General features: G+C 68.3%; 12 protein-coding genes. 9 read left to right on the forward strand and 3 right to left on the reverse strand.

Going from position 1 to position 14,117, the window contains the following annotated elements; genetic code table 11:
• Positions 1–15 precede the first annotated feature (15 nt).
• From AC3WTD_RS04610 to AC3WTD_RS04650, 9 genes are all read left to right on the forward strand, one after another.
• Complete coding sequence (locus AC3WTD_RS04610) at positions 16–1,329, forward strand: ABC transporter permease (RefSeq protein WP_492613045.1); 1,314 nt, start codon at positions 16–18, stop codon at positions 1,327–1,329.
• A 93-nt stretch (positions 1,330–1,422) separates the two neighbouring features.
• Positions 1,423–2,679: an ABC transporter permease gene (locus AC3WTD_RS04615; RefSeq protein ID WP_492613046.1), complete on the forward strand. Its 1,257-nt coding sequence runs from the start codon at positions 1,423–1,425 to the stop codon at positions 2,677–2,679.
• 129 nt (positions 2,680–2,808) lie between these two features.
• Complete coding sequence (locus AC3WTD_RS04620) at positions 2,809–4,116, forward strand: ABC transporter permease (protein WP_492613047.1); 1,308 nt, start codon at positions 2,809–2,811, stop codon at positions 4,114–4,116.
• An 86-nt stretch (positions 4,117–4,202) separates the two neighbouring features.
• The gene (locus AC3WTD_RS04625; protein ID WP_492613048.1) at positions 4,203–5,438 is read left to right on the forward strand and encodes an ABC transporter permease; all 1,236 of its coding nucleotides are present in this window, start codon (positions 4,203–4,205) and stop codon (positions 5,436–5,438) included.
• A gap of 88 nt (positions 5,439–5,526) precedes the next feature.
• The gene (locus tag AC3WTD_RS04630; RefSeq protein WP_492613049.1) at positions 5,527–6,876 is read left to right on the forward strand and encodes a sigma-54-dependent transcriptional regulator; all 1,350 of its coding nucleotides are present in this window, start codon (positions 5,527–5,529) and stop codon (positions 6,874–6,876) included.
• A gap of 151 nt (positions 6,877–7,027) precedes the next feature.
• Positions 7,028–8,407 (forward strand): sensor histidine kinase, encoded by a 1,380-nt coding sequence (locus AC3WTD_RS04635; RefSeq protein ID WP_492613050.1) that lies wholly within the window; start codon positions 7,028–7,030, stop codon positions 8,405–8,407.
• Between the two features lie 49 nt (positions 8,408–8,456).
• On the forward strand, positions 8,457–9,401 hold the full coding sequence (locus AC3WTD_RS04640; RefSeq protein WP_369491113.1) for an SPFH domain-containing protein: 945 nt from the start codon (positions 8,457–8,459) through the stop codon (positions 9,399–9,401).
• A 10-nt stretch (positions 9,402–9,411) separates the two neighbouring features.
• Complete coding sequence (locus AC3WTD_RS04645) at positions 9,412–9,858, forward strand: NfeD family protein (protein ID WP_492613051.1); 447 nt, start codon at positions 9,412–9,414, stop codon at positions 9,856–9,858.
• Positions 9,855–11,135 carry a threonine/serine exporter family protein gene (locus AC3WTD_RS04650; RefSeq protein WP_492613052.1) on the forward strand — a complete coding sequence of 427 codons (1,281 nt, stop codon included), beginning with the start codon at positions 9,855–9,857 and terminating at the stop codon, positions 11,133–11,135. The genes AC3WTD_RS04645 and AC3WTD_RS04650 overlap by 4 nt, the downstream gene beginning before the upstream one ends.
• A 148-nt stretch (positions 11,136–11,283) precedes the next feature.
• On the opposite strand, the gene AC3WTD_RS04655 is transcribed toward AC3WTD_RS04650, so the two are convergent.
• The 3 genes from AC3WTD_RS04655 to AC3WTD_RS04665 all read right to left on the reverse strand — a co-directional run bounded on the left by AC3WTD_RS04655 (position 11,284) and on the right by AC3WTD_RS04665 (position 14,074).
• Entirely contained in the window at positions 11,284–11,607 is a 324-nt protein-coding gene (locus AC3WTD_RS04655; protein ID WP_027493765.1) for an H-NS histone family protein, read from the reverse strand.
• 274 nt (positions 11,608–11,881) lie between these two features.
• A complete protein-coding gene (locus AC3WTD_RS04660; protein ID WP_492613053.1) occupies positions 11,882–13,579 on the reverse strand; it encodes a proline--tRNA ligase in 1,698 nt (565 codons plus the stop codon).
• A gap of 78 nt (positions 13,580–13,657) precedes the next feature.
• Positions 13,658–14,074, reverse strand: a complete 417-nt coding sequence (locus AC3WTD_RS04665; protein WP_492613054.1) for a DUF4124 domain-containing protein — start codon at positions 14,072–14,074, stop codon at positions 13,658–13,660.
• Between the last annotated feature and the right edge of the window lie 43 nt (positions 14,075–14,117).

Consider the following 14,117-nt stretch of genomic DNA (forward strand, 5'->3'; position numbering starts at 1 on the left):
CGACGGAGAGACGAAATGTTCAGCTACTACCTCGAACTGGCCTTGCGCAGCCTGAAACGCAGCCCCGGTCTCACCGCCCTGATGGTGCTGGCGATCGGCTTCGGCGTGGCCGCGTCGATGACCAGCTGGTCGGTGTTCCGCGCGGTGTCGGGCGATCCGATTCCTTGGAAGTCCGCGCAGCTGTTCGTGCCGCAGATCGACAACTGGGGGCCGAACGGACGCAGCAGCGACGGCGAGCCGCCGAACGCGATGGACTACGCCGACGCGATGGCGCTGATGCGCGACCATCGCGCCAAGCGGCAGTCGGCGATGTACCAGATCTCGCCGTCGGTGGTGCCGGCCGAGACCGGCAAGCATCCGCTGAACGTCAGTGGCCATGCCGTCTACGGTGAGTTCTTCCCGATGCTGGACGTACCGTTCAAGTACGGCAGCGGCTGGAGCGCGAGCGACGACGAGAGCCGCGCGCCGGTGGCGGTGATCAGCAGCAAGCTCAACCAGAAGCTGTTCGGCGGGGCAGCCAGCGTGGGCCGGTCGGTCGACATCGATGGCAGGGATTACCGGGTGGTCGGCGTGCTCGACGACTGGAACCCGCAGCCGCGCTTCTACGACGTGGTCAACAGCGGCGGCTTCTCGGTCAACGGCGACGATGTGTTCCTGCCATTCCTCACTGCGATCCAGACGGGCATGTCGAACGACGGCAACACCAACTGCAACGCGGTGCCCAAGGAGTCGGGCTTCGTCGGCCTGCAGCGCTCCGAATGCGTGTGGATCGCCTTCATGGCCGAGCTGGACACCGGAGCGGTGGCCGCCTACCGCGACTACCTCGACGGTTACGCACGCGACCAGCAGCGCGCCGGGCGCTTCGCCTGGGCGCCGAACGGCCGCCTGCGTGACCTGCGTGCGTGGCTGGACAACCAGCACGTGGTGCCCAGCGACACCAAGGTCTCGTTGCTGGTGGCGCTGGGCCTGCTGCTGGTGTGCCTGGTGAACACGGTGGGCCTGCTGCTGGCGAAGTTCCTGCGCCGCAGCAGCGAGATCGGCGTGCGCCGCGCGCTGGGTGCGCCGCGTGCGGCGATCTACACGCAGTTCATCACCGAGGCCGGCATCGTCGGCCTTGCCGGCGGCGTGCTGGGCCTGCTGCTCACCGGCGTGGGCGTGGCCAGCGTGGGCTGGGTGTTGCCGAAGGACATCGCCGCGCTGGCGCGGGTGGACCTGTCGCTGCTGCTGCTCACCCTGCTGGTGGCCGTGATCGCCACGGTGCTGGCCGGCCTGTATCCCACCTTCCGCGCCTCGCGCGTGCAGCCTGCCTGGCAGCTGAAGAGCAATTAGTGCGCTGTCCCTGCGCGTGAAAGCGGCCATCCGTGGCCGCACTCCCCAGACAAAGCAGGCTCAATCGTTAGATCTACGCAAGGAACAAGGCTCATGAAACTGCACCCCATCCTCGCCGCGCTGCGCAAGCACAAGGCTGGCACCGTACTGATCGCGCTGCAGATCGCGTTGACCCTGGCGATCGTGTGCAACGCCGTGTTCATCATCGGCCAGCGGATCGAGCGGGTGAACCGGCCCACCGGGCTGGACGAGAGCAACCTGTTCCTGGTCAGCCAGCAGTGGGTGGGCGCGCCCAGCGCCGACACGCCAGAGGGCGTGGAGAAACTGGACGCAATGCAGCGCGAGGACCTCGCCGCGCTGCGCCAGCTGCCGGACGTGGTGTCGGTGGCGCCGATCAACTCGATACCGCTGCTCAACTCCTCCTGGACCGGTTCGGTGTCGCTCAAGCCGGGCGCCAAGCTGGGCGGCAACGGCAATACCCGCAGCGCGTACTACTTCACCGACGAGCAGGCGCTGTCCACGCTGGGGCTGCGCCTGGTGGCCGGCCGCGCGTTCACGGCCGGAGACGTGCAGCACCAGGGCTTCCGCGACCAGCGCGAGCGGCCGATCGCGATCATCACCCAGCAGCTGGCGGACAAGTTGTTCCCGCACGGCGACGCGGTCGGCAAGGTGATGTACACCGACGGCAGCAGCGCACCCACCACCATCGTCGGCGTGGTGGCGCGCCTGCAGATCCCCGCCACCGGCAGCTGGGGCAACGACTTCGCATGGCACTCGACGCTGATCCCGACCCGGCTGGACGCGAACTTCTCGCGCTACGCGGTGCGCACCAAGCCGGGCCGGGTGGACGCGGCGATGCGCGCGGTGGCGCCGACGCTGTACAAGGTGAACCCGCTGCGCGTGCTCGACGACGACAGCGTGCGCCTGTTTGACGAAATCCGCGCCAAGGCCTACCGGGCCGACCGCGGCATGGCGATCCTGATGGGCGTGGTCGCGCTGATCCTGCTGTGCGTCACCGCCGCCGGCATCGTCGGCCTCACCAGCTTCTGGGTCGGCCAGCGCCATCGGCAGATCGGCGTGCGTCGTGCGCTGGGCGCGCGCAAGGTGGACATCCTGCACTACTTCCAGATCGAGAACCTGCTGATCGCCGGCGCCGGCGTGGTGCTCGGTGTGCTGCTGGCGGTAGGCCTGAACCTGTGGCTGATGAGCCACTACGAGATGAGCCGCATCCCGCTGCTGTACGTGCTGACCGGCGTGCTGGCGATGCTGGCGATGGGCCAGGCCGCCGTGTTCGTGCCGGCCCGGCGCGCGTCCAACGTGCCGCCGGTGGAAGCGACGCGGGCGGCGTGACGCTTTTACTCTCTCCCCTGCAACGCAGGGGAGGGTTGGGGAGGGGTGCCTTTGATCTTTGAGGCAAGAGCACCCCCTCCCGACCTCCCCCTGCAAGCAGGGGGAGGAGATGCTCCAAGGAGATGTGGAATGTTCGGTTACTACCTCGACCTGGCCCTGCGCAGCCTGAAGCGCAACAGGGCGCTCACCGCGCTGATGGTGCTGGCGATCGCGCTGGGCATCGGCGCGTCAATGACCACGCTCACCGTGCTGCACGTGCTGTCGGGCGATCCGCTGCCGGGGCGCAGCGGCACGCTGTACTACCCGCAGGTCGATCCGCGCGACAACAGCGGCATCATGCCGGGCAGGGAGCCGCCTATGCAGCTCACGGAGATCGACGGCTTCAACCTGCTGCATGCGAGGCGGGCGGATCGCCAGGCCTTGATGACGGGCGGTGCGGTTCCGATCCAGCCGGATTCCGTCGCGATCGATCCGTTCTACGTGGAGGCGCGCTACACCACGGCGGATTTCTTCGCGATGTTCGGGGCGCCGTTCCGCTACGGCCGCGGCTGGAGCGCGGCCGACGACGAGGCCAAGGCGCGCGAGGTGGTGATCGGCAGCGAGTTGAACGAGCGCCTGTTCGGCGGCACCAACAGTGTGGGCCGCACCTTGCTCGTGGCCGGCAGCCTGTTGCGCATCGTGGGCGTGCTCGACCACTGGACGCCCAGCCCGCACTTCTACGACCTCAACACCGGCTCCTTCGGTTACGCCGAACAGGTGTTCATCCCGCTGCAGACGATGCTGGACATGCACCTGGATCACAACGGCTCCACCGACTGCTGGGGCAACGGTACCGGCGGCGTGGGGACCATCTATCCCGCGCCGAGCTGCGTGTGGATGCAGTTCTGGGTGCAGCTGGACACGCCGGCCAAGGCGGCCGACTACAGGGAGTTTCTGGTCCATTACTCCGAGCAGCAGAAGGCGCTGGGACGTTTCATGAAGGCGCCGAACGTGCGCCTGCGCAATCTGATGCAGTGGCTGGCCTACCAACAAGTGGTGCCCGACGACGTACGCCTGCAGGCCGGGATGGCGTTCGGCTTCCTGCTGGTGTGCCTGGTCAACACGGTGGGCCTGATGCTGGCGAAGTTCCTGCGTCGCGCCAACGAACTCAGTGTGCGGCGCGCGCTGGGCGCCTCGCGGCGCGCGCTGTTCGCGCAGCTGCTGATCGAGTCGGGCGTGGTGGGGCTGACGGGCGGCATGGGCGGCCTGCTGCTGGCCCTGCTCGGCCTGTGGGTGGTGCGCCAGCGGCCTTCCGACTATGCCGCGCTGGCGCACCTCGATCCCGCCATGCTGCTGACCACTTTCCTGCTGGCGCTGGGCGCGAGCCTGCTGGCCGGCCTGCTGCCGGCCTGGCGCGCCTGCCAGGTGGCGCCCGCGCTCCAGTTGAAAAGCAATTAGTGCGCTTTCCCTGCGCGTGGAAGCGGCCATCCATGGCCGCACTGCTCAAGAAAAGCCGCTCCGATCAGGGGCATGGGACAAGACTCATGGAACTGCGACCGATACTTTCCACGCTGCGACGGCACAAGATCACCTCGTGGCTGCTGATCCTGGAGATCGCGCTGACCTGCGCGATCGTGTGCAACGCGGTGTTCATGATCGGCCACCGGCTGCAGCACATGCACATGTCCAGCGGCATCGACGAGCATGCACTGGTACAAATCCAGCTGGCCCAGATCGCACCCACGCCCGACATCTTCGTCCGGGCGAGGGAAGACCTTGCCGTGTTGCGGCAGGCGCCGGGCGTGCAGGCGGCGGCGCTGACCAACCAGTTGCCGATGGAGGGCTCCTCGTCGAACGCCAGCCTCAAGCTGGATCCGGCGCAGCGCGAGCCCACGCTCAGCGCCGGCACCTACTTCGGCGAGGACCTGCCGCAGACCATGGGCGCGCGGCTGGTGGCCGGGCGCAACCTCCAGCCGGACGAGATTGTCAATGCGGATGTGGTGGTCAAGGCGCTGTCCAGCGGCAATACCAATGGCCTGCCTGCCGCGGTCACGGTGATCACCCAGGCGCTGGCCGACCGCCTTTGGCCGGGGCAGAGCCCGCTGGGCAAGACGATCTACCTTACCGACCAGGTGGGCGTGCGGGTGGTCGGCGTGCTGGCCGACCTGGCGCGTGCCAACGCCTACAACGACGCCACCGCGCATTACTCGGTCGTCCTGCCGCTGTTCATGGGCGTGGGCAGGAACCAGAGCTATGTCATCCGCACCCGGCCGCAGGATCGCGAAGCCGTTCTCAAGGCTGCCGTGGCCGCGCTGAAGAAGGCCGATCCGGAACGGGTGGTGACCCAGCAGCGCACCTACGACGAGCTGCGCGAGAAGTTTTTCGCCAACGACCGAGCGATGGCCGGCATCCTGGTGGGCGTGATCGTGGCGCTGCTCATCGTCACCGCGCTGGGCATCGCAGGCCTGGCCAGTTTCTGGGTGGCGCAGCGGCGTCGCACCATCGGTGTGCGCCGCGCGCTGGGCGCCACCCGCGGCGACATCCTGCGCTACTTCCAGACCGAGAACTTCCTGATCGTCACGGGCGGCATCGTGCTGGGCATGCTGCTGGCCTTCGCACTGAACCTGGTGCTGATGCAGCACTACGAGTTGCCGCGATTGCCGCTGTATTACCTGCCGATCGGTGCGCTGCTGCTGTGGGGGCTGGGACAGCTGGCGGTGCTCGGCCCGGCAATGCGCGCCGCGGCGGTGCCGCCGGTGGTGGCGACGAGGTCGGTATGAAAGGCGGCTCCGCGGGTATACGCATGACCATAGTCATGGCAACCTTTCCGGCCGGGGCGGCATCCATTGCCGCATGTGCAGAAAGAAGATGACCCGTACCGTCCTGATCATCGACGACAACCCGGCCGTGGGCGAGGCGCTGTCGCTGGCGCTTTCGCTGCACGAGATCCGCGCGCTGGTCGCGCTGACTCCGGGCGAGGGCCTGGCGCTGCTGCAGCGCGAGGCGGTCGACGTGGTGATCCAGGACATGAACTTCACCGCCGACACCACCTCGGGCGAGGAGGGCGTGGCGCTGTTCCGGGCGATCCGCGAGCGCCACCCGGACCTGCCGGTGATCCTGCTGACCGCGTGGACGCACCTGGAAACCGCGGTGGAGCTGGTCAAGGCCGGCGCCGCCGACTATCTGGCCAAGCCGTGGGACGACCACAAACTGCTGGCCACGGTGGAGAACCTGCTGGAGCTGTCCGAGTCCACCCGCGAACTGAGCCGCAGCCGGCGCGAGCGCCGCCAGCGGCGCGAGCAGTTGCGCAGCAAGTACGATCTCGACGGCCTGGTGTTCGCCTCCGAGGCGATGGGGCGCACGCTCAACCTGGCCTGCCAGGTGGCCCGCTCCGACGTGCCGGTGCTGATCACCGGCCCCAACGGCACCGGCAAGGAGCGCATCGCGGCGATCGTGCACGCGAACTCGGCGGTGAAACGCGGCCCGTTCGTGGCGGTGAACTGCGGCGCGCTGCCGGGCGAGCTGATCGAGGCCGAGCTGTTTGGCGCCGAGGCCGGCGCGTACACCGGCGCGAACAAGGCGCGCGAGGGCCGCTTCGAGCTGGCCGACGGCGGCACGCTGTTCCTGGACGAGATCGGCAACCTGCCGCTGCCCGGCCAGATGAAGCTGCTGCGCGTGCTGGAGACCGGCCAGTTCGAACGGCTCGGTTCCGGCAAGACGCGGCAGGCGAAGGTGCGCGTATTGAGCGCGACGAATGCCGACCTCAAGGCGATGATCCAGGCCGGCACCTTCCGCGAAGACCTGTACTACCGGCTCAACGTGATCGAGGTGAACCTGCCGCCGCTGAGCGAGCGCAACGACGACATCCTGCCACTGGCCGAGTTCTTCCTGGACGGCCGCGCGGAGCTCGGCGACGCCGCGCGCGAGGCCTTGCTGGCTTATCCGTGGCCAGGCAACGTGCGCGAACTGAAGAACGCGATCGAGCGCGCCGCGCTGCTGTCCGGCGAGCAGCCGATCACCGCCGAGCTGCTTAACCTGCCGCAGCACGCGGCAGTCGTCCCGGCGGCGCGCAACCTGGACGAGCCCAGCCGCGAGGCGGTGGAGGGCGCGCTGCACAAGGCCGATGGCGTGGTCAGCCGCGCGGCGCAGAGCCTGGGCCTGTCGCGCCAGGCGTTGTATCGGCGGATGGAGCGCTACGGCCTGGCCACCACGGCGTGAGCGGCCGCCCACCGTGACGCCTGCCCCCGAGCCAGAGGCATAGACAGATGGCCGTCCGCACCCTGCAACAGAAACCTTATGCGCCGCGCGATGCCTTCGGCGGACGAGGGGTGCCCCCGGGCCGGCCTTCCCCGCTCGAGGAGAACAGCCGATGTGGCGTCGCCTGAATTCGCTGCAGGGACGCCTGACCCTGCTGCTGGCGGTGGCCGGCCTGGCCGGCGCGCTGGTCTACGCCGGCGTCACCCAGTGGCCGCTGCCGCAATTGTTGGTGTGGCTGCGCAGGGACCTGGCGCTGTCGATCCGCGCGCCGATGCAGCTGGGCGTCTACGGCGGCCTGCTGGCCAGCGTGGTGGTGCTGCTGCCGCTGGCGTTCTGGCTGGCCGGCCGGGTGATGGCGCCGGTGAGTCGGCTGCTGCGCGCGCTGGAGGGCGCGGTGGCCAGTTACCGCGACGGCGATTTCAGCTTCTCGATCGCGATCCACCGGCGCGACGAGCTGGGCGAGCTGATCCGCATGCACAACGCGCTGGGCCAGACCCTGCGCGAGCAGCGCCAGCACCTGGTGCAGCGCGAGCTGCTGCTCGACACGGTGGTGCAGAACACCCCGGTGGCGCTGGTGCTGACCGATGCGATCGGCAAGGTGGCCTACGCGAACATCGCCTCGCGGCACCTGTTCAACGAAGGCCGCAGCCTGGTCGGGCTGGATTTCGCCGAGCTGCTGGCCGAAGCGCCCGAGGCGTTGCGCAAGGCGGTGGAAAGCGGCGAGGATGCCCTGCTCAGCGTGGAGATGGATGGCAGCGAGGAAACCTTCCACCTGTCGCAGCAGGCGTTCCGGCTGCAGGGCCGACCGCACCGGCTGCACCTGTTCCGGCGCATGACGCGCGAGCTATCGCGGCAGGAGGTGGCGACCTGGAAGCGGGTGATCCGGGTGATCAGCCACGAGCTCAACAACTCGCTGGCGCCGATCACCTCGTTGGCGCATTCCGGTGCCGAGCTGGCGCGCCGCGGCCAGCTGGAGCGCTTGCCCGGCGTGTTCGCCACCATCGGCGAGCGCGCGCTGCACCTGCACCGCTTCATCGCCGGCTACGCCAGCTTCGCCAAGCTGCCCACGCCGCAGCCGGCGGACGTCGCGTGGAAGCCGTTCCTCGACGGGCTGGCGCTGCATTGCCAGTACTGCCTGGCGACGCCGGTACCGCTGCGGCCGGGGCATTTCGATGCGGTGCAGATCGAGCAGGTGCTGATCAACCTGATCAAGAACGCGCACGAGTCGGGCGGGCCGGCCGACGAGGTCACGCTGTCGATCGTGGAGGTCGGCAGCGAGCTGCGCATCGAGGTGGCCGACCGCGGCCCCGGCATGAGCGAGACGGTGCTGGCGCAGGCGCTGTTGCCGTTCTATTCGACCAAGCGTTCCGGCACCGGCCTGGGCCTGGCGCTGGCGCGCGAGATCACCGAGGCGCACGGCGGCCGCGTACTGCTGGCCAACCGCGAGGGCGGCGGCCTGCGGGTAAGCCTGCGCCTGCCGCAGCCGCGCTAGCCGTCGGCTCGCCTATACTCGAACCTTCTTCAAGGAATGGGGGTAGGCAATGGGACAGCTTCTCGCGTTGGTCATCGTGGCCGTCGTCGTCATCGGCGTGGCCAAGCTGGTGCGCATCGTGCCGCAGGGCTTCGAGTGGACGGTGGAGACATTCGGCAAGTACACCCGCACGCTCAGCCCCGGGCTGCATTTCCTGGTCCCGATCTATCAGGCGGTGGGGCGCAAGATGAACATGATGGAGCAGGTGCTGGACGTGCCCAGCCAGGACGTGATCACCAAGGACAACGCGGTGGTGCGCGTCGACGGCGTGGTGTTCTACCAGGTGCTGGACGCGGCCAAGGCGGCCTATGAGGTGGCCAACCTGGAAGGCGCTGCGCTGGCGCTGATCATGACCAACATTCGCACCGTGCTCGGTTCGATGGACCTGGATGAATCCTTGAGCCAGCGCGACGCGATCAACGCCAAGCTGCTCAGCGTGGTGGACGAGGCGACCCACCCGTGGGGCGTCAAGGTCAACCGCATAGAGATCAAGGACATCTCGCCGCCGCGCGACCTGGTCGATGCGATGGCGCGGCAGATGAAGGCCGAGCGCGAGAAGCGCGCCAATATCCTCGACGCCGAGGGCTTCCGCCAGGCGGCGATCCTCAAGGCCGAGGGCGAGAAGCAGTCGGTGATCCTGGCCGCCGAGGGCGAGAAGGAAGCCGCGTTCCGCGCTGCCGAGGCGCGCGAGCGTTCGGCCGAGGCCGAGGCGAAAGCGACCACGATGGTGTCCGACTCGATCGCCAACGGCAACGTCAACGCGCTGAACTACTTCGTCGCCAATAACTACGTCGAGGCGCTGAAGGCGATGGCTGCCTCGCCGAACCAGAAGATGCTGCTGCTGCCGATCGAGGCCACCGGCGTGATCGGCGCGCTGGCCGGCATTGGCGAGCTGGCGAAGGAATCGCTCGGCCAGCAGCAGAAGGCCGCGGCCGTCCAGCCGCCGCTGCGCTGAGGGCGCCGCCATGGGGGAGCTTTCGACGCATTACCTGTGGTGGATCCTGGCCCTGCTGCTGATCGCCGGCGAGCTGTTGCTGCCGGGCTATTTCCTGCTGTGGATCGGCCTGGCCGCGGCGGCGATGGGCGTGGTGCTGTGGCTAGACCCCGCCTTGGGCGCGCTGGCGCAGGCGGTGCTGTTCGGGCTGCTCGCGTTCGCCTCCTGCGTGGGCTACGCGCGCTGGCTGCGGCCGCGGCTGGAGCGGCGCGCGGCCGGTGACGAGCGGCTGAACCGTCGTGCCGAGCAGATGATCGGGCAGCGCTACGAGCTGATCGAACCGATCGTCAATGGCCGCGGCAAGGCGCGCGTGGGCGACGGCCAGTGGCTGGTCAGCGGGCCGGACCTGCCGCGCGGCACCACGGTGGAGGTGGTCGCAGTCGACGGCACCACGCTCAAGGTGCGCGCCGCCGCATGAGCGCCGGCGAGGCCATCGACCGCCAGCAGTTCGCCACCACGGCGCTGACCACGCGCATCGCTTTCGTGCTGGAGCTGGCGCGGCGGCTGCACCAGTACGGCACCTCGGCGCCGCGGCTGGAAATGGCCATTGCCGGTGCGGCGCAGCGGCTGGGGATGTCGGCCGACGTGTGGTCCAGCCCCACCGCGATCATCATCTCGTTCGCCGACCTCGCCCAGGGCGAGGAAGGCGTGGCGCAGACCACCCAGGTGATGCGGCTGGCGCCGGGCGAGGTGAATCTGGAGCGGTTGTGCCAGGCCGACGACATCGCCGATCGCGCAATCGCCGGCGAACTGGGCCTGCGCGAGGGTTTCCGCCGCTTGCGCGAGCTGGGCCGGCCCGACACGCGGCGCGAGAAGATCGGCTCGATCGCCAGCTACGGGCTGTCCGCGGCCAGCATCGCGGCGTTGTTCCTGCACAGCGCCTGGGTGGACCTGGTGGTGGCCGGCGCGATCGGCGCCGGCATCGGCTGGATCACCCTGCTCGCCGGCAGCCGGCCGCGACTGGCGGTGGCCAGCGATGCGATCTGCGCGCTGGTAGCCACCACGGTGGCGATCGTGGTGAGCGCGTTCGTGGTGCCGCTGGCGATCAAGTCGGTAGTGCTGGCCAGCCTGATCATCCTGGTGCCGGGCATGTCGCTGACCAACGCCGTGCGCGAGATCTCCAGCGGGCACCTGGTTTCCGGCACGGCGCGCATGGGCGGCGCCATGTCGACCCTGCTCAAGCTCACCTTCGGCACCATCGCGGCGACCCAGCTGTGCGCCGCCGTGGGCATCACCGCGCGCGACTTCGCACTGCCGGCGCTGCCGGCATGGACCGACTATCCGGCGCTGCTGGTCGCGGCGGTCGCGTTCGCCATCCTGTTCCGCGCGGCGCGGCGCGACTGGCCGGTGGTGATCGTGGCGGTGGTGCTCGGCTACCTGGCCACGCGCTGGGGCGGGGCGATCTCCGGCTCGCTGCCGGGCGCGCCGGTGGGGGTGTTCCTGGGCGGGCTGCTGCTGGGCGCGCTGGCGAACGTGTACGCGCGCTTTGCGCATCGCCCAGGCGCGGTCGTCCGCGAGCCGGGCATCCTGCTGCTGGTGCCGGGCAGCGTGGGCTTCCGCAGCGTATCGCTGCTGCTCGAACGCGATACCACGCCGAGCGTGGACACCGGCCTGCTGCTGGTGACCCTGCTGGTGTCGCTGGTTGCCGGGCTGATGTTCGGCGATCTGCTGGTATCGCCGCGCAGGTCGTTGTAGGAGCGCACCCTGTGCGCGATGCTCTCCGTCACGTGACGAAAGGCATCGCGCACAGGGTGCGCTCCTACAAAATAATGCCGGCTATGCTTGCGGGAGCCGAACAAAAAAACGCCGGCGCGAGGCGGCGCTTTTATTCGGACGGCAGCAATCAGACCGCCAGATCCTTTTCCTTCTTGCCGGCCTTCAGCGCGTCGTTGAACCAGTGCGGGCGCTTGCCGCGGCCGGACCAGGTCTGCGCGGGGTTGGCCGGGTTGCGGTATTTCGGCGGAACCGTTCCGGTGCTGCGTTTGGCCTTGCCGCGCGCGCCGCCGAAGATGTCCTCGAAGGCATAACCCTCGGCCTTGATCAGCGCATGCACTTTCTCGCGCAGCTTGACGACTTTTTCCTTGCGCAATTCATTCTGGCGTAGCTGGGCCTTGCTGATCAGGTCGGTGAGCTGGTTGTGATTCAGGTTCTTGATGTCGACGGCCATGATTGACTCCCGGTAAGTATCGGTATTAAGCGGTCTGGCGATGGTTTGGCCATTATCGGGAACAAAGCCCGACGCACTGGAAATTGTTGCAGTGGGCATTCTCGCTGATTTGCAGAATTGTTGTAAAGCGCAACACCACACGTGGACGATAGCTTCACATTAAGGGCGATTAATGTGCGGATGGTCGCGAGTTAGTTCGTCCGGTGGTTTCATCGCGGCAATATAAAAACGGCCGCACTGGGCGGCCGCTTTGGCTAATGCGAATCCGGCTGGCTCAGCCGAGCAGGGCGAACAATTGCTCCTCGTTCAGCGAGCGGCTTTCGGCGTCTCCGCGCGCGCGATATTCCAGCGTGCCCGCGGCGAGCCCGCGCTCGCTGACCACCACGCGGTGCGGAATGCCGATCAGCTCTATGTCGGCGAACATGCTGCCGGCACGCACGCCGCGGTCGTCCAGCACCGCCTCGATGCCGCGCTGGCCCAGCGTCTGGTACAGCGCCTCGGCCGCTGCGCTGACGGCCGGCGAGTTCTTCGGGTTGATCACGCACACCGCCACCTGCCACGGCGCCATCGCTTCGGGCCAGAGGATGCCGGCGTCGTCGTGGCGCTGCTCGATGGCGGCGGCGACGATGCGGCTGACGCCGATGCCGTAGCAGCCCATGGTCATCACCTGCGGCTTGCCGGTTTCGTCCACCACGGTGGCGCCGAGCGCCTCGGCGTACTTGGTGCCCAGCTGGAACACGTGGCCGACCTCGATGCCGCGGGCGAGGTGCAGCACGCCCTGGCCGTCGGGCGACAGGTCGCCCTCGACCACGTTGCGCAGGTCGGCGACGCGGGTGATGCGCGCATCGCGCTCCCAGTTTGCGCCGGTGAAGTGCGTACGGTCGGCATTGCCGCCGCAGACGAAGTCGGTCAGCACGGCAGCGTCGCGGTCGACGATCAGCGGGATCGACGCCGGCAGGCCGACCGGGCCGATGAAACCGGGGCGCGTGCCGGTGGCGGCGAGGATTTCCTCCTCGCTGGCGAGCACCGACTCGCCCGGCAGTTCGGCCAGCTTGCCGGCCTTGACCTCGTTGACCTCGTGGTCGCCGCGCAGGCACAGCGCGACCAGGCCGTCGCGGCCGCGTAGCAGCAGGGTCTTTACGCATTGCTGCGGGCTGATCTTGAGGAAACCGGCGACGTCGCCGATGGTTTTCTGGGTGGGCGTGTCGACCCGCTGCAGGGCGGCGGCGGGGGCGGGACGTGCGGTGGTCGGCGCCAGTGCCTCGGCCTTTTCGAGATTCGCGGCGTAATCGGAGCCGTCGGAAAACGCGATGGCATCCTCGCCGGAATCGGCCAGCACCTGGAATTCGTGGCTGGCATTGCCGCCGATCGCGCCGGTATCGGCCTGCACCGCGCGGAAGGTCAACCCCAGGCGGGTGAAAATGCGCACGTAAGCCTGGTACATCGCGGCGTAGGTTTCGGCCAGCGAGTCCTGGCTCAGGTGGAACGAATAAGCGTCCTTCATCAGGAATTCGCGCGCACGCATCACGCCGAAACGCGGGCGGATCTCATCGCGGAACTTGGTCTGGATCTGGTAGAAATTGACCGGCAGCTGCTTGTAGCTTTTCAGCTCGTTGCGGGCGAAATCGGTAACCACTTCCTCATGGGTCGGGCCGTAGCAGAATTCCTGGCCCTTGCGATCCTTGATTTTCAGCAGCTGGCCGCCGAATTTCTCCCAGCGGCCGGTTTCTTCCCACAATTCCCTCGGCTGCACCGAAGGCATCAGCATTTCGATCGCGCCGGCGCGATCCATTTCCTCGCGCACGATGTTTTCCACCTTGCGCAGCACGCGCAGGCCCAGCGGGCTCCAGGTGTACAGGCCGGAGGCGAGCTTGCGGATCATGCCAGCGCGCAGCATCAGCTGGTGGCTGGCGATTTCGGCGTCGGCGGGGACTTCCTTGACGGTGGCCAGGTGGAATTGGCTGAGGCGCATGCGGGCGGTTCCGGCGTGGTGAAGACGCTTATTGTAGCGGCCCGCCGATACCCTCGCCGGACGGTGTGGCCGCAGCGGTCAGCCCCTGCAGTACTGGTCGTACTGCGCCTGGGTCGAGGCGGTCTGCTGCTTGCGCTGGTCGCCTTCCAGCGCTACGGATTTGCCGTTCTGCTGCATTACCACCGGGCCGCCAGCCTGCAATGCGGCGAGGTTGGTCTTCAGCGCCTCGCACAGCCTGCCGCGGTTTTCCGGCGTGTCGGCCACCGGCTTGGCGGGCTGGGCCGGGGTTTCGTTGCCGGGCGCCGTCCCGGCGGGGGCTGGCGCGACCAGCGGTGCCGACGTGCCGGTGGTGGTGATCTTCACGTACTTCGTGCCCTGCGTCGGCGCCGCTTCGGAGTAGTGCACGGTGCCGCTCGCATCCGTCCACTTGTAGACCTGGGCGGCGGCCAGCGGGGCCAGCAGCAGCAGCGCCACGGCAAGCAGCGAACGATGCATGGTGTTCTCCATTTTGCGGGAAATGCCGGTGCACCTTGTTATC

The sequence above is a fragment of the Rhodanobacter sp. FW106-PBR-R2A-1-15 genome (genome assembly GCF_058789735.1).